Below are 16,276 nucleotides of genomic sequence, written 5' to 3'. Positions count from 1 at the left end.
GTATTTAAAGAAAGGAGATTCTTCATCTCAATCGAGGCTTAGAAGTCAATTAAACTGAATATCTGGATATAAAGTTCAGGATTGAAGCACTTTTAACGCTTACACACTTTCTCTAAACAGCGATGACATGTCCTTTTAACGTTATAGATCAATGCCCAGTATTTTGTTCTATATTCTATCTTCGCTTCAATTTGCCACAATACCCATTGCACTCAAGGCTGCGGTCATTTAATTTTGACCCGCAAGGATGAATACTGTTTTTATAAATTAAGCTAAGCTTGGCCTTCGAGCGCAGAACAAAAAGGACAGAGAAGAATGCAGAAGAATATGGCATTGATTGTGGTGGATGTACAAAATGGTTTTACGCCTGGTGGAAATTTGGCGGTAGCAGGATCAGATCAAATTATTCCTAAAATTAATCAGCTTGGCGATTATTTTGACACTATTGTACTCACTCAAGATTGGCATCCTGAAAATCATATTTCTTTTGCAGACAATCACCCCGATCAACAAGCCTTTCAAACCATTGAATTGGACTACGGCACACAAGTACTCTGGCCACGTCACTGTGTACAAGGCACACAGGATGCTGAACTGCATCCCGATCTTGACCTTGCCAAAGCGCAGTTGATCCTTCGTAAAGGATGTCATGCGCACATTGATAGTTATTCTGCTTTTTTAGAAGCCGATCATAAAACCCAGACGGGACTCGCAGGCTATTTAAGAGAGCGTGGGATTGATACCGTGTTTATTGTTGGGATTGCAACTGACTTTTGTGTGGCATGGACGGCAATAGATGCCTGTAAACTCGGTTTTCAAACCTATGTGATTGCCGATGCGACCAAAGGCATTGATTTACACGGCTCTTTACAACATGCATGGCAAGAGATGCTGGCCCATGGTGTGAAACGTCTGTATTGCAAAGATATTGTGCAACAATATGCCGAGAATTGATGCGCTGATCCAATCGGCTCACCTCAATCACCAATATCGATATTATAAAAACATGCAGTAGGGAAAGGTCATGGGCACTTTTTTAAAATTTACCGCTTGGATTCAAAAAACCTTTGCCCTGTGGGTGGTGTTATTTGCAGGCATTGCGCTCCTGAGCCCTGAAACTTTTGTTTGGATGAAAGCTTATATCACGTGGATGTTGGGTCTAATCATGTTTGGTATGGGCATGACCATGACATTGGATGATTTTAAAGGGGTGATGCAAAGCCCTAAAGCGGTTGCAATTGGGGTAGTGGCTCAGTTTGTGGTGATGCCAAGCGTGGCTTATCTGTTGTGTTTATTGTTTCGCTTGCCGACTGAAATTGCGATCGGGGTGATTTTGGTGGGTTGCTGTCCGGGTGGCACGGCATCCAATGTGATTACTTATATGGCGAAAGGCAATACTGCTTCGTCTGTCGCATGTACTACGGTATCGACCTTATTGGCACCTGTTCTGACTCCCGCGATTTTCTATCTGTTGGCCAGCCAATGGATTGAAATTAATGCATGGTCGATGCTGAGTTCAATTTTACAGGTGGTTCTGTTCCCGATTATTTTAGGGCTGGTGATACGCGCCGTGCTGAAACATAAAGTCGAAAGTTATATTTTGGTGATGCCCTTAATTTCAGTGGTCGCAATTGTGCTGATTGTGGCAGCGATTATTGGCGGCTCAAAAGCACAAATTTTAGAATCAGGCTTATTGATTTTAGCTGTGGTGGCGTTACATAACGCGATTGGTTATTTACTTGGCTTTGGAGCAGCACGAATGTTTCACTTGCCACATGCAGACTGTAAAGCGGTCTCGATTGAGGTCGGTATGCAAAACTCAGGACTAGGCGTGGCTTTGGCTGCTGTGCATTTTGCCGCTTCGCCAATTACGGCGGTACCCAGCGCAATCTTTAGTTTGTGGCATAACATTTCAGGGCCAATTATAGCCAGCTATTGGGCCGCGAAAGCAGACGCTACAGCCAAGGAAAAAAGTGAAAAGGAACATATGTCGGTTTGAATACTGTACGCTGTTGCAGCTTTAAGCATAAAGTCAGGATGAATTTTCTATTTGGCATGAGGTTGTAACTAAACTGTCATAAAGACTACCTAACATCCCTGCCAAACACTTCATAACAGACTGTTGCAAACAGCATTGAGAGGGTATGGATAATTTTCAGCATTCATCGGCGACGTATTTTAACCGAGAGCTATCGTTATTTGAGTTTCATCAGCGGGTTTTAGCACAAGCATTAGATCCGAGTTTGCCAGTGCTGGAGCGTTTAACTTTTTTAATTATTTTTTCACGTAATTTAGATGAGTTTTTTGAAATTCGTATTGCGGGCTTGATGAAACAACGCGATATGAATGTGATAGCACGAACCCCTGATGCTGTTCCCACTGAAGTGATATTAGAAGACCTGTCCCAATCCATTCATCGTGCCGTCAAAAAACAGTTTGAAGTGTTAAATCATTCGATTTTGCCTGAGTTACAAGCGCAAGGTATTCAGTTCATCCAGTTCCAAGATATTTTAGAAAAACATAAAGCGTGGATTGCAGAATATTTTGCCAAAGAAATTCAACCCGTTTTGACCCCCATCAGCTTAGATCCGTCACACCCTTTTCCTCGCCTCGTGAATAAAAGTCTGAATTTCATTGTGAGTTTACAAGGTAAAGATGCTTTTGGACGGAGCATTGAGATGGCGATAGTCCCTGCACCGCGCTCATTACCGCGTTTAATTCAGATGCCGAAAAACGTGGCAGGCAATATCGACACGCAGATTTTTTTAACCGCAATGATTCAGCAGCACATCAGTGATCTATTTCCGGGGATGAAAGCCACAGGTTGTTATGCTTTTCGTGTGACGCGTAATGCCGATCTGATTTTGTCGGAAGATGTTGATGATTTGGCGGTTGCACTCAAAGATGAGCTGTCTTCACGCCGTTTTGGTCGTGCGGTGCGTTTAGAAATCGAAGATGACTGTCCCGAAGCGGTGATTGATTATTTGCTCAAGGAATTTGATTTAACTGAGCAGGAGCTTTATCGCATTGATGGGCCAATCAATCTTTCACGTCTCAGTACCAGTTGTGACCGACCTGAATTAAAGCATCCAGTTTTTATTCCCGTTATTCCCAAAATTTTGCGTAAACAAAAAAGTACCTTTGATACCTTAAAAGCACAGGATGTGTTGCTGCATCATCCTTTTGATTCTTTTCAGCCTGTGATTGGTTTATTAAAAGAAGCAGCGAAAGACCCAAATGTGCTGGCAATTAAACAAACGCTCTACCGCAGTGGACCTGACTCGGAAATTGTACAGGTCTTGGCAGAAGCAGCACGAAATGGCAAGGAAGTCACAGCCGTGATTGAGTTGCGTGCGCGTTTTGATGAAGAGTCGAACATTACCGTGGCCAATATTTTGCAAGAAGCTGGAGCGGTGGTGGTGTATGGCATTGTTGGTTATAAAACCCATGCCAAAATGATTTTGATCGTACGCCGTGAAAATGCTCAGTTGGTCCGTTATGCCCATCTGGGCACAGGCAATTATCATGCGGGTAATGCGCGTATGTATACAGATTATGGGTTGATGACCACACAACCTGATATTTGTGAAGATGTACACCGTATGTTCCAAGAACTGACGGGGATGGGCAAAATGGCCAAGTTGAAGGCGTTGTTACATGCGCCTTTTACGTTACACAGTGAACTTTTAAAACTGATTGAGCAAGAAATTCAGTTTGCGCAAGTCGGTCAAAAGGCGCGTATCATCATCAAAGTCAATGCTTTGACAGAGCCTCAGTTAATTGCTGCACTGTATCGTGCGTCACAAGCGGGGGTACAGGTTGATCTGGTTATCCGTTCGATCTGCTGTTTGATTCCACAGGTCCAAGGTATGTCTGAGAATATTCGTGTGCGTTCGATTGTGGGCCGTTTTCTGGAACATACCCGTGTGTATTGTTTTGAGCATGGCGGTGAGAAAAAGCTGTACTGTGCCAGCGCAGACTGGATGGGACGTAATTTATTTTCGCGTGTTGAAACCTGCTTTCCAATATTAGATCGCGTTTTGAAAAAGCAGATTTATAAAGACGGATTAATCAGTTACTTAAATGATTGTTTGAATGCTTGGGAGCTACAAGCCGATGGTCATTGGCTTAAAGTGGCCTGTACCGATCCAGAGCAAAGGTATAGTGCGCAGCAACATTTGATTGCGCAGAAGCAACTTAAAATTTAACAATTGCCATAAAAAAGCCTGACATATGTCAGGCTTTTTTATGGTTGGACATCATTAAGAGGCTTTAGATTGTTTTGCTTTTAAAATTTCCGTTCTTAAGCTTTGTGCCAACTCTGCAGACTCCGCACCCATGCCATTGACCATAAAGGCATGGCGGGTCAAGACATTGGTTGGATTAGGTAAATTCACCAGTTGGTAACTTTCAGAAATGTCTTTCAATAATTCGTTGCTTAAATGTATGGCACTTTCTTTGGCAGACAACTGTTGGACCAAACGCTCAGCAGCTTGATTTGCAGACAGCTGCATCGCATCGACTGCGGTTGAAATGCCACAGCGCGTTTGCAAAACAAAGCGCTTTTCTTCGCGGTAACGTTTATACAAAACCTCAGAAAGCAGTTGGAATACACTGCTGACCATCATTAAACATGGCACTGCATTCGGTGTGTCTGTCGACATGCTGAGGGTGGCACCATGCTCATTAAAGGATTGAACTGTACTGATGTCCGAGCTGTTGAGTTTGTAGTGTTTTAGACAAAGTTCTGTGCTTTTATTGAGGAAAATCTGACACAAATTAAAGTATGGAATAGACACGGTTGTATTCACCGAGTCCATCAACTGTTTCGGGTCATAAAATTGAATATTGAGCGCAACCGAATGATTATCCACGATCACGGGTTTTTGTTCTTTAGGTTTCGCACTGGTTTTGATTTGTTGTTGTGCTTGGGCAATCGCGACTGCCGTATGGTGTTTCTCTTGTTCAAGCGTTTGGGTTAAAACTTGAATTTCATGTTTTAAGCGGGATTCATTATTGATCCGTGCCAAATATTCGGTACGGCTTGGGCGCGCAATGGCGCGATAAGCCAGCCACAATAAACCATGAATCGCTAAGGACAATAAAATCGCTAACCACTGAGTACGTAAAATCTCACCCATACTTGGTTTAATGAGCGTGATTTCAATGCTACCCACTTTCTTTTCATTTTGCAGCGCATCACGGACAAACACTTCGCCATCACGAGTTCGAACTTGGCCACCTGTCGCCAAGACTTGATTGTTGGCATCCAAAATACGAATGGAAGCTACGCTTGGATTGGTCGCATAGCGATCGACCAAAAGCGCAAGAGAAACCGTGTTGGCAGGCTCCAGCTCTGCAAGACTGTCCGTGACCAATTGAGAGGTCATCAGTTGGCCTTGGTTGGCACGGTTTTCATTCAGTTGATGAGTCGTTGCCAATACCAATAAAAAGGTATGTAAAGCAAAACTTACAATTAATAGGCTAGCAAATAGCCCTTGTCTAGGCGCATTCAACGTAAACTTCCAAAGAAAATATATTCAATTTCGATTATGATTCTAACAATAGTCGTAGCTCAGACCCGAGTCAATTCATGCGAGAAATCATTCTTATTTCATTTTTAGGACCAGACCAGCCGAATCAGTTCACTCGATTAATGCAGGTATTGTCCACTCATTCATTACAAATTTTAGATGTCGGACAAGCAGTTATTCATAACCAATTGACCTTAGGTATTGTTATTTCTTCAGATGACCAAACTGCAACAGCTTTGGCTATGAAGGAAATTCTAATTTTAGCACATGATATTGGTTTAACTGTACGTTTTAAACCAATCACTACAACTGAATATGACCAGTGGGTGGGTGAAGGTGGACGGACGCGTTATATCGTCACGGCTTTGGCGCCAGAGCTTGAAGCGTCTCACTTACAAGCAGTTACAAATATTGTGTCCAACCAAGGTTTCAACATCGAAACCGTGACCCGTCTGTCTGGTCGTCCAGTCCTAAATGGCGAAGTCGATGGGCCGAAACGCGCCTGTGTTCAATTCGGTTTAAGTGGTCAAATGCTGGATGCCGCAGCCATGCGTGCAGCTTGTTTACGTTTGTCACATGAACTGAATGTCGATGTAGCGGTACAAGAAGACAATGCCTACCGTCGTAACCGCCGTTTGGTGTGTTTTGACATGGACTCGACTTTAATCGAGCAAGAAGTGATTGATGAGTTGGCGATTGAAGCGGGTGTCGGCGCACAAGTCGCTGAAATCACCGAACGTGCAATGCAGGGTGAGCTAGATTTCCAGCAAAGCTTCCGTGCACGTGTCGCACTGCTCAAAGGGATGGATGCCTCTGTCCTACCTAAAATTGCAGAACGTCTGACCGTTACAGAAGGTGCTGAACGCTTAATTTCGACTTTAAAAGCGTTGGGCTACCGCACGGCTATCTTGTCGGGTGGTTTTCAGTACTTTGCAGAGTATCTACAAGCCAAACTTGGTATTGACGAAGTTCATGCCAATGTCCTAGACGTTGACAATGGGTTGGTGACGGGCGAAGTTAAAGGTCACATTGTCGATGGTGCACGTAAGGCATTATTATTACGTGAGTTAGCCGATAAGATGGGCATTTCTCTTGAGCAGGCGATTGCAGTAGGAGATGGTGCGAACGATTTACCGATGTTGTCGATTGCTGGCCTAGGTGTAGCTTTCCGTGCGAAACCGCTGGTGAGACAAAACGCTAATCAAGCCATTTCAAGTGTCGGCTTAGATGGGGTGTTGTATTTATTGGGTGTGCACGATAAAGACTTAAATCGTGCTTAAAGCATCTCTGTGTTATTAAAAACGCAGCCTTTGAGCTGCGTTTTTTTGTTGCAAATTTAAGCGAAAAATGATGAGCGGTCAGTGAAAAATGTCGATAAAAACAACGATCAACAGAATTGGAAAAAATATTTTTAAGCGCTGAAAATACGGGTTTTATTTTGTAATGACACGCCAAGACTGAGCGCGTCTTTGTTTTGGAAAAGTTCAAATCTAAAAAAATGTAATGACAATATAATATGGCGACAAGGTATGTCGCATTCTAAAAATACAAGCCTTTTTTTCTTTTCAAAACTGCTCATAATGCATGCATAGAGTTTGAAAGCTACACAATCCATTAATTTTAAACGGTATCGGGGATGAGTTCAGCATAGTGTATCAGTCGCCTGAATTTATCTTAGACGGAGGTTTTTATGGTAACAGCGAATTTAGCAACCATCGTTGGCTTAAGTTTAGTCGCCGCTGCGTTAATTGCTGTTTTCTTTTCGCCTTATCGTCGCTGGTTGAGTTTTATGGTGGCGGGTATGGTGTTTTGGGGAATATTGGAAGTCATTCGCCTAGGTGTGCAAGCAGTGTTTGAAATGCCGATCACTTATAGCTACTTAACTGCTTTAACTTCAGCGATGCTTATTGTGACGATGTTGCTTCTACGTGAAGACCGTCGCGCAGAACGTGCTCTGGCGCAGCGCCGTTGTATTGAACATACACCTGTATATGAAGATGACCAACAGCAGTGTTCTAGCCGCTAAGTCATAACCTCATACCGTAAAAGAAGATGCCTAGAGCATCTTTTTTACGCTCTTACATGATTGTTATACAAAGCCTAGCGGTAAAAATGGCAACTTGTGGTAGCATTGAAAACAGTCAATTTATCAACAATTACAATAGGCTTTCATGTCATGAAACTATCTTCAATTCCTGTGGTTAAACTTCCATTGGTTGATGTCAGCACGGATCCGCTGGATTTAATGGTTACTGGTTTGGCACTTCGTATGAAACAGCTGGCGCGTACCAGTCCAAAATTTATTGAATTAGTTCATGAACGTCAGTTCCGTATTCAAATTGGTACTGATCTGGGTATGGCACGCCAAATTATTGTGAACAATGGTCAGATTGATACCGTTTCAGGTGATGCCGAAAAAGCAGATTTTATTTTACAGTTTGCGGACAGTGAGCAGGGTGTGAAAACTTTAATCAAAGGCGACCCAACCGCATTTATGACGGGCATGCAAAACGGCAGCATTAAAATGGAAGGTGATTTTGGTCTATTGGTTTGGTTCAACCAAGTTGCAAAATTGGTTCCACCAAAGTTACCAAAGCCTGTGAAAGCAAAAATTAAAGCTGCTCGCGCATTTTTGAAAGAAAAAACGGGTAAGTAAAAAGATTTTTTCAACTTCTCGATTTCTGCTCCTTTATAAAAGGGAGATTGAGAGCGATGAAATCGAAAAAGCCCTCTATCGAGGGCTTTTTTATGCATGGTGTTTTTATTCGACTTCTAAATTGAAAGTCACGGGTCCATCATTGACCAAATGTACTTTCATATCGGCAGCAAAAATACCTGTTTGCACATGCTCAAACTGGGTCTTGGCATATTCAACCAGTTGTTCGTATAAGGCTTGGGCATCATTTGGTGGCATGGCTGGTCCAAAGTCAGGGCGTAAACCTTTTTGGGTTTGCGCCATCAAAGTAAATTGAGAAACCAGAAGAATCCCACCACCGGCTTGGCTGACATTCCAGCCCATTTTGCCTTGTTCGTCGTCAAAAAAACGATACTTTAAAATTTTATCGATCATTTTTTTGCCTTTGTCTAAAGTGTCTTCTTTCCCAAGACCTAAGAAAACCAAGATACCGTGTTGAATTTCACCTGTGGTTTCACCATCGACCACCACTTTGGCTTCGAGAACGCGTTGTAATAAGGCCCGCATGACTGATTCTATCTACCATTTGATTGTGCAGACTGAAATTGTAGCAAACCTAGTGCAGCACAGGAGAAACATCGATTGAAAAAACAAGGCAATTGCGTTGATATCCATAGCAATGTTTCAGGAAAAGAGCATAGGCCAAGAGCGATGACAATAAAGACATCAACACTTGGATTCTGAATCAAGAGAAATAAGAAATGTCCCGAGTAATTGGTCGAATAGCAAGACCGAATTACCAAAACATGGCTATGCAGCTTAAAAAAATGTGCTTTAATGCAATAAGTTGCTAAAAACCGAAAATGATATGTCTGCCATCATCCAATCCTTATTAGATACTGATCTGTACAAATTTACGATGCTACAGGTGGTCCTGCATAAGTTTCCCCAAGCGCATAGTGTGTACCAGTTCCGTTGTCGCAATTTGGATGACACCGTCTATCCTTTGGTCGACATTCTCGATGATTTAAATCACCAATTAGATTTGCTCTGCCAATTACGTTTTCAAGACGATGAGCTGCAATACCTGCGTGGTTTGCGCTTTATCAAAAGTGATTTTGTCGATTATTTAGAGTTGTTTCAGCTCAAACGCCGTTTTATTGTGGCCAGTATCGATCACCAAGGCCGTTTAGACATTCGAATTGAAGGGCCGATGGTTCAAGCCATGATGTTTGAAATCTTTGTGCTTGCTATCGTCAATGAGCTGTATTTCCGCCGTATTCGAAGCGAAGAGGTCATGGCTGAGGGCGAACGTCGCTTACAGGCCAAAGTGGCTTTATTAAAACACTATGAAACATCGCAAACGCCAAATGACCCCCCATTTTTAGTTTCTGACTTTGGTACACGGCGCCGCTATAGTTTGGCGTGGCAAAAACATGTGATTGAAGTGTTTAATCAAGCTGCACCGCATATTTTCCGTGGTACCAGTAATGTCTTAATTGCAAAGCAATTGGGTCTTACCCCGATTGGTACCATGGCACATGAATTCCTACAAGCATTCCAAGCGCTGGATGTACGTTTACGTAATTTCCAAAAATCAGCACTGGAAACCTGGGTACAAGAGTACCGTGGTGATTTAGGTATTGCTTTGACGGATGTGGTGGGGATGGATGCATTCCTGCGTGATTTTGACTTGTACTTTGCTAAACTATTCGATGGCTTGCGCCATGACAGTGGCGACCCGTATGAATGGGGCGATAAGGCCTATGCCCACTATAAAAAGTTGAAAATTGACAGTAAAACCAAAATGCTAACCTTTAGTGATGGACTGAATTTAGAGAAAGCATGGGACCTGCACAACTATTTCAAAGACCGTTTCCAAGTCAGTTTCGGAATTGGTACCAATTTGACCAATGATATGGGACAAACTCCTTTAAATATTGTGCTCAAACTGGTCGAATGTAATGGCCAGTCGGTTGCGAAAATCTCAGACAGTCCGGGTAAAACCATGACCGATAACGATACCTTTTTGGCGTATTTACGTCAGGTTTTTGAGATTGCTGAAGCAGAAGTCAATTAATCCAGAATATATACAATGCCAGAATCCGTTCTGGCATTGTGCATTAAAAAACTGGTGAATAGTGATATCTATAATTCTGCTAAAAGAATGCAAAAAATCAGAATAATTGTAAAAATGAGTTGTGCTAAGATCAAAGCATGATCTGAAAACATACGAAATAATATGACACATTCTGCCTTTGATTTTGGCTTGTTGATAGACGCAGAGCAATTGGTTCCGCATTTAGGGAATGACAAATTACGCATCGTCGATTTAAGTCGAGCTTCAGTCTATGACCAATTGCATATTCCACATGCTTTACATTTAAAGCCAAAATTTTTGGTGCGCCAAGATGAACAAGCCACGGGATTACTTCCCGATGTAGAAGGTTTACAAGAGCTGATTCGTTATTTGAATATTTCACCCGAGCATCATGTCGTAGTTTACGATGATGAAGGTGGCGCATGGGCGGGGCGTTTGATTTGGAATTTACACTGCTTAGGTTTTGAAAATACCAGCCTGCTGAATGGTGGAATTCATGCATGGCTTGCAGCAGGACTTCCAACCACTTCCGAAGTGGAGCAGTTTGAACCTGTCAGTACTTTGGTGCAGGTCGATCAAACCAAAATACAGCAGTATCGAATTGAATATACTGAGTTATTAGAGAAAGTTCAAAGCAGCCAAGTCCAACTCTGGGACTGCCGAACAGAAGATGAATATACGGGGCTGCGTCTTGCAGCGCGACGCGGCGGTCACATTCCAAATGCACTACATTTTGAATGGAGTACTGCCCTTAACCGTGAAAATCATTTAAGATTGCACCCTTTAGAACGCACGCAGCAACGCTTAGAACAATTGGGTTTTAACTTAAATGAACCTGTGGTGGTGTACTGTCAGTCACATCACCGTTCAGGACTGGCTTATATTTTAGGTCGTTTATTGGGTTGGAATATTCAGGCGTATGACGGTGCGTGGAGTGAATGGGGCAACCGCCTCGACAGTCCTATCATTACCGGAGAGATGCCGTCTTGAGCCTCACATCACGCTTAAAAAAACAAATTTTCATTCAAGCTCAACGTGTTGTACCCCAACATCAGTTATCACGTGTCGTGGGCAGAGTCGCAGCCAGCGAAAATCCGATTGTGAAAAATGCGGTCATCACCGCGTTTAAAGCGCAGTACGGCATTGATATGTCGATTGCTGAGCAGAGCAATGCACTGAAGTTTAAGTCCTTTAATGAGTTTTTTACCCGTGCATTAAAAGAGGGTGTACGTGATATTGATACCGATGCGACCAGTATTGTATCGCCTGCGGACGGTGCAATTTCACAGTTGGGTCCCATTGTGGAAGGTGATATTTTCCAAGCCAAAGGACAAAAATTCACCGTTGATAATTTAATTGCAGATCCGCAGTTGGCTGAACCGTTTAAAAATGGTCAGTTTGCAACAGTGTATTTATCGCCTAAAGATTATCACCGTGTGCATATGCCATTTGCAGGCACATTAACGGAAACCTTATATGTGCCAGGTGAATTGTTCTCGGTCAATCAAACCACTGCTGAAAACATTCCAGGCTTGTTTGCCCGCAATGAACGTATGGTCTGTTTATTTGATACAGAAATCGGCCGTATGGCCGTGGTTCTCGTTGGCGCCATGATTGTGGCGGGGATTGAAACTGTTGCGACAGGAAAAGTGAAGCCTACTGGGCGTTTAGAGTTAAATCAGCATGACTTGTTCTTGGACAAAGGCGCTGAACTGGGTCGCTTTTACTTAGGCTCAACTGCTGTGGTACTGTTTGAAAAAGACAAAATGACGTGGGATGCAGCCTTTAAAGCCAACTCGACTGTGGTGATGGGTGAAGCGATGGGACATACAGTTTAATCGTTTTAGTTCTCGATTTCCATCCTTGTTAAAGGGACGGTGAGAGACAAAAAAAGCACCGATATCGGTGCTTTTTTCATGCTTTTGAAGAAAGGCTTATTCAGGATTATAGGTGCGTTCTTTGGGAAAAATCACTTTAAAAATAGAGCCTTGATTTTCTTTGGATTCAATTTCTAAATGTGCTTGGTGTTGCATTAACACATGTTTCACAATTGCGAGTCCTAAGCCTGTGCCACCTGTTTGTCGACTGCGCGCGCTGTCGACACGGTAGAAGCGTTCGGTTAAACGAGGCAAGTGTTTAGGATCAATGCCGATACCAGTATCTTCCACAGTAAAATAAGCCTGTTCACCATTGTCATGCCAACCCATGGTCACCGTTCCGCCTTTCGGTGTGTATTTGATGGCATTGGTAATCAGATTACTAAAAGCGCTGGCCAACTCCATATCTGAACCGATTAAGTCGCAATGACTGTCGATATCGAGATTGAGCGTATGCCCATAATCAATATTATAGGCATGTGCATCGTCATAAAGTTGGTTCATTAAGCTAGGCATATCAATGATTTGATTTTTAGCAATTTGCTTGTCATTTTCTAGGCGTGACAGTAATAGCAAATCATTCACCAAGGCATTCATGCGTTTGGCCTGTGCCTGCATTTGGTCAAAGGCCCGCTTCCAACGTGGGTTGAGGTCTTCTTGGTCGGTAAAGGTCTCAATATAACCACTGAGTACTGTGAGTGGTGTGCGTAGTTCATGTGAAATGTTATCGACAAAGTCTTTACGCATTTGTTCGAGATTATGCATACGGGTCACGTCATAGGCGACCAGTAAGCGACTTTCTCCACCAAATCGAGTCATTTTGACTTGAACATAATGTTCATCAAAACTGGATGACTTCATTTTTAAGCCATCTGGTGCAGCATCAATATTATTGTAATAATCCACAAAACTCGGTTGGCGTAATAAAGTCAAAATATTACGGCCACGGTCATTTTGTTCGATGCCTAATAACCGTTCTGCAGCAGGGTTCCACCATTCAATTTGTTGCATGTCATCGATCAGCACCACTGCTTCTTGCAAAGCGACCAAGGATGACTGCGCCCGATCAATCAACCCGACCATTTCTGCTTGTACAATCCGTTCTTGGCGCTGTGCCCGATAGACATTGAACAATAATGCCCCCCAAATGCCCCCAAGGTTGGGTGGAACTTCGTAGGGACGATTGGAAATCCAGTCATTGACTAAATACAAAGAGCGCATTTGCAGAATAAAAAAAACGGCAAAAGCAAAGGAAATACACGTCCAAAAATAACCGACGCCAAAGCCAATCAAGCTTGCAATCAGCAAGAAAAAGGCAAGGAGACGTAAGTCCTGTTTGGCAAAGCCCCATAAACTGCTGTATCGCGTTTTTTTATGCTCGCGTGCGAGTTCAGGGACCGGGTAGGGTTCATACATAAAACAAAATTAACCTAGGGCGATATCCGCACGTGTAGAGAATCGATAGCCTGTACCCCGAACTGTTTGCACAAAGCGATCTGCAGCATAAGGCTCAAGCACTTTACGTAAGCGGCGGATATGCACGTCGATGGTACGGTCTTCAATATACACGTTTCCGCCCCAGACTTGGTCAAGAAGTTGTGCACGGGTGTAGGCACGCTCAGGATGAGTCATGAAGAAGGCCAGTAAACGATACTCGGTTGGCCCCATGTCGAGGAAATTATTGCCAAAGCTGACCCGTTGGCTGACAGGGTCTAAGATTAAGCCATTGGCATCAATCGATTTTTCACCACTGAGCGCGTTAGCGCGGCGTAAAACCGCTTTAATCCTTGAAACCAATTCGCGGGTCGAAAACGGTTTAGTCATGTAGTCATCTGCACCAGCATCTAGACCTTGCACTTTATGGTCTTCTTCGCCACGTGCCGTGAGCATAATCACTGGAATTTCAGAGAGATTTTCATCGCGCTTGAGACGGCGACATAAGTCTACACCACTGACGCCACCAGGCATCATCCAGTCGAGCAAGATCAAAGCAGGACGCTGATCCACAATCATTTGGTGGGCTTGTTTTGCATCTTCTGCTTGTAAGCATTGAAAGCCTGCCATATCCAACGAGGTGTGAATCATTTCTCGAATGGGAAGTTCATCATCGACGATTAAAATGTAGTCATCTTTCACAACGCAATATCCTATTGTAGGTAACGGCAGGCCGTTTTAATTTTATGACAGGCTTATTACAAAGATTAATTATGACAGTATCATTGCAAAAAACAGACGATTGATGAAATTTGCAAAAAAATGTGACAAAAAATCGTCATATTGGGATTCAAAATTAATGGAAGTTTAATCTAAATTGCATTCGGAAATGCTGACTGCATCCAAATGAAAAGTCTTAGACATCCAATTTTGCCCGTGTATTCGGGTCTGAAAAAGTTTCTAGAAGTGAAATAAACACAATACGGCTGGAGGTTAAAACTTCTTCAAAGGATTGTTTAAACCCACTGACCACCCAACGGATCGCAATTTGCGTAACATAGCCATTGAGGCCTGTGGCGACCAGCGAAATTTCTCGTTCGGAACGATTAATTTGCGGCATCATTAGCATCACAAAGGCTTGAATCATTCGGTCAAAACGGGTCATGGTTTCATGAATGGTGGCTTGGTTATGTAATTCTTGGACCAACATCGCATCGATATAAATAATACGCGCCATGCGGGGATTGTCTTTTAAGGTGGTAAGCAGGGCACGCAGTCCAGCATCAATCATTTTATGTGGATCTGAAGAGGCTTGCATGATGGCTTGCATGACATTGTGCTGTAACTCATCGATCAGCTTTAAAAAAATGGTTTGAAACAGTTGCTCACTTTTTTTAAATGACTCATAAAAATAACGTTCAGTAAGTTTGGCTTCATTACAAATATCTTTCACCGTCACGGCAAAAAAGCCGTGAGTGCCGTAGGCTTCAATGCCAGCTTCAATGAGTTTTTCACGACGCAGCTGTTTACGTTCAGAAAGCGATAAGCCCTTGAATTGTCTTTCTTTGGTTTTATTGTTATCGCTGTTTTGTTGTACTGGTTCAGATGCCGTCATCAGATTTCATCGCCCTATTTTAAAGCCAAGGTTTTGCATAGTTTAGCAATAAACCACGACTCTACCTATGCGTAGGCTTTAATCTCTAGCTGGTTTTCATGGACTTGACACTTTTGGCTATTAAATTTATGACAATTGATATTGTCAATTATAAAAAAAGCATCTACAGTCGATGTACAAAGATAAAGGACAACCACAATCTCATGAAGAATTTTAAAAATAAAGTTGCGGCAATTACAGGTGCAGGATCGGGTATTGGCCAACAATTGGCACTTTTATTGGCCAAGGCGGGCTGTCATGTGTCATTGAGTGATGTCAATGAACAAGGGTTGGCGAAAACGGTTGAACTGCTACAAGGCAGCAATGTACGTGTCACCACGAAAAAATTAGATGTTTCGGACCGTTTAGCGATGCAAGCGTGGGCTGAAGAAACTGTACAAAATCATGGTTCTGTGAATATGATTTTTAATAATGCTGGTGTTGCTTTGGGTTCAACTGTAGAAGGTGCATCCTATGAAGAGTTGGAATGGATCGTGGGAATTAATTTCTGGGGCGTGGTCTATGGCACCAAAGAGTTTTTGCCTTATATTAAGAAAACAGGCGATGGGCATATCATCAATATTTCCAGCTTATTTGGCCTAACCGCTCAACCGACTCAGTCTGCTTACAATGCCACTAAGTTTGCGGTGCGTGGCTTTACGGAGTCATTACGCCAAGAGTTAGATATGGAAAACTGTGGCGTGAGCGCATTGTGCGTGCATCCGGGTGGGATTCGAACCAATATTGCCAATGCAGCCAAAGTGAACGATAGCTTGCGTAGTATCGGGATGAACCCTGAGAAGTCTGCACAGACCTTTAATAAATTATTACGCTGTCCACCTGAAGAAGCAGCGCGTCAAATTTTAGAGGCGGTACAAAAAGATAAGCGTCGTTTATTGATTGGCAATGATGCGAAAACGTTAGATTTGATTCAGCGTATCCTACCAACGGGCTACCAAAAAGTGACGGCTTTTGCGACCAAATTAAGCCAAAGAAAGTCTTAATGTTGTGATGTAAAAAACCCGCTTTGGCGGGTTCTTT

General features: G+C 42.9%; 15 protein-coding genes. 10 read left to right on the top strand and 5 right to left on the bottom strand.

Annotated features, from left to right (window positions below):
- Positions 1 to 315: 315 nt before the first annotated feature.
- The 3 genes from pncA (at position 316) to ppk1 (ending at position 4,208) form a co-directional block, all read left to right on the top strand.
- Positions 316 to 954, top strand: a complete 639-nt coding sequence (gene pncA / locus KVY11_RS08490) for a bifunctional nicotinamidase/pyrazinamidase (RefSeq protein WP_218288655.1) — start codon at positions 316 to 318, stop codon at positions 952 to 954.
- Positions 955 to 1,024: 70 nt separating this feature from the next.
- Complete coding sequence (locus KVY11_RS08485; protein WP_218288654.1) at positions 1,025 to 1,999, top strand: bile acid:sodium symporter family protein; 975 nt, start codon at positions 1,025 to 1,027, stop codon at positions 1,997 to 1,999.
- A 145-nt stretch (positions 2,000 to 2,144) separates the two neighbouring features.
- Entirely contained in the window at positions 2,145 to 4,208 is a 2,064-nt protein-coding gene (gene ppk1, locus KVY11_RS08480) for a polyphosphate kinase 1 (protein ID WP_218288653.1), read from the top strand.
- Positions 4,209 to 4,262: 54 nt separating this feature from the next.
- Here ppk1 and KVY11_RS08475 read toward each other — a convergent pair whose 3' ends face one another.
- Positions 4,263 to 5,516 (bottom strand): hypothetical protein, encoded by a 1,254-nt coding sequence (locus KVY11_RS08475; RefSeq protein ID WP_183173446.1) that lies wholly within the window; start codon positions 5,514 to 5,516, stop codon positions 4,263 to 4,265.
- A gap of 77 nt (positions 5,517 to 5,593) precedes the next feature.
- On the opposite strand from KVY11_RS08475, the gene serB reads away from it, so the two are divergent.
- The 3 genes from serB to KVY11_RS08460 all read left to right on the top strand — a co-directional run bounded on the left by serB (position 5,594) and on the right by KVY11_RS08460 (position 8,190).
- Complete coding sequence (gene serB, locus KVY11_RS08470) at positions 5,594 to 6,814, top strand: phosphoserine phosphatase SerB (RefSeq protein ID WP_218288652.1); 1,221 nt, start codon at positions 5,594 to 5,596, stop codon at positions 6,812 to 6,814.
- Positions 6,815 to 7,224: 410 nt separating this feature from the next.
- Entirely contained in the window at positions 7,225 to 7,560 is a 336-nt protein-coding gene (aciT, locus tag KVY11_RS08465; protein WP_004691806.1) for a ciprofloxacin tolerance protein AciT, read from the top strand.
- 150 nt (positions 7,561 to 7,710) lie between these two features.
- Positions 7,711 to 8,190 carry an SCP2 sterol-binding domain-containing protein gene (locus KVY11_RS08460; protein WP_004691804.1) on the top strand — a complete coding sequence of 160 codons (480 nt, stop codon included), beginning with the start codon at positions 7,711 to 7,713 and terminating at the stop codon, positions 8,188 to 8,190.
- 105 nt (positions 8,191 to 8,295) lie between these two features.
- On the opposite strand, the gene dtd is transcribed toward KVY11_RS08460, so the two are convergent.
- Positions 8,296 to 8,736, bottom strand: a complete 441-nt coding sequence (gene dtd / locus KVY11_RS08455; protein ID WP_168158756.1) for a D-aminoacyl-tRNA deacylase — start codon at positions 8,734 to 8,736, stop codon at positions 8,296 to 8,298.
- A gap of 301 nt (positions 8,737 to 9,037) precedes the next feature.
- Between dtd and pncB the strand changes: the two genes are divergently transcribed.
- The 3 genes from pncB to asd all read left to right on the top strand — a co-directional run bounded on the left by pncB (position 9,038) and on the right by asd (position 12,108).
- On the top strand, positions 9,038 to 10,249 hold the full coding sequence (pncB, locus tag KVY11_RS08450) for a nicotinate phosphoribosyltransferase (protein WP_104221785.1): 1,212 nt from the start codon (positions 9,038 to 9,040) through the stop codon (positions 10,247 to 10,249).
- Between the two features lie 162 nt (positions 10,250 to 10,411).
- Positions 10,412 to 11,260 (top strand): sulfurtransferase, encoded by an 849-nt coding sequence (locus tag KVY11_RS08445; protein WP_218288651.1) that lies wholly within the window; start codon positions 10,412 to 10,414, stop codon positions 11,258 to 11,260.
- A complete protein-coding gene (asd, locus tag KVY11_RS08440; protein ID WP_058870546.1) occupies positions 11,257 to 12,108 on the top strand; it encodes an archaetidylserine decarboxylase in 852 nt (283 codons plus the stop codon). The genes KVY11_RS08445 and asd overlap by 4 nt, the downstream gene beginning before the upstream one ends.
- Positions 12,109 to 12,204: 96 nt before the next feature.
- Here asd and phoR read toward each other — a convergent pair whose 3' ends face one another.
- The 3 genes from phoR to KVY11_RS08425 all read right to left on the bottom strand — a co-directional run bounded on the left by phoR (position 12,205) and on the right by KVY11_RS08425 (position 15,196).
- Complete coding sequence (gene phoR, locus KVY11_RS08435) at positions 12,205 to 13,563, bottom strand: phosphate regulon sensor histidine kinase PhoR (protein ID WP_004691795.1); 1,359 nt, start codon at positions 13,561 to 13,563, stop codon at positions 12,205 to 12,207.
- Positions 13,564 to 13,572: 9 nt separating this feature from the next.
- Positions 13,573 to 14,283 carry a phosphate regulon transcriptional regulator PhoB gene (gene phoB / locus KVY11_RS08430; protein WP_004691794.1) on the bottom strand — a complete coding sequence of 237 codons (711 nt, stop codon included), beginning with the start codon at positions 14,281 to 14,283 and terminating at the stop codon, positions 13,573 to 13,575.
- Between the two features lie 214 nt (positions 14,284 to 14,497).
- Positions 14,498 to 15,196, bottom strand: coding sequence for a TetR/AcrR family transcriptional regulator (locus tag KVY11_RS08425; protein ID WP_151835583.1), 699 nt, complete (start codon positions 15,194 to 15,196; stop codon positions 14,498 to 14,500).
- Positions 15,197 to 15,399: 203 nt separating this feature from the next.
- Here KVY11_RS08425 and KVY11_RS08420 point away from each other — a divergent pair, with 203 nt between their 5' ends.
- Entirely contained in the window at positions 15,400 to 16,239 is an 840-nt protein-coding gene (locus tag KVY11_RS08420) for an SDR family oxidoreductase (protein WP_087011941.1), read from the top strand.
- Positions 16,240 to 16,276 lie beyond the last annotated feature (37 nt).

The sequence above is a fragment of the Acinetobacter sp. CWB-G5 genome (assembly GCF_019209785.1).
Taxonomy (GTDB): Bacteria; Pseudomonadota; Gammaproteobacteria; order Pseudomonadales; family Moraxellaceae; genus Acinetobacter; species Acinetobacter johnsonii.
Note: the sequence above shows the minus strand (reverse complement) of the source record. Positions and strands in the feature narration are given on the sequence as shown.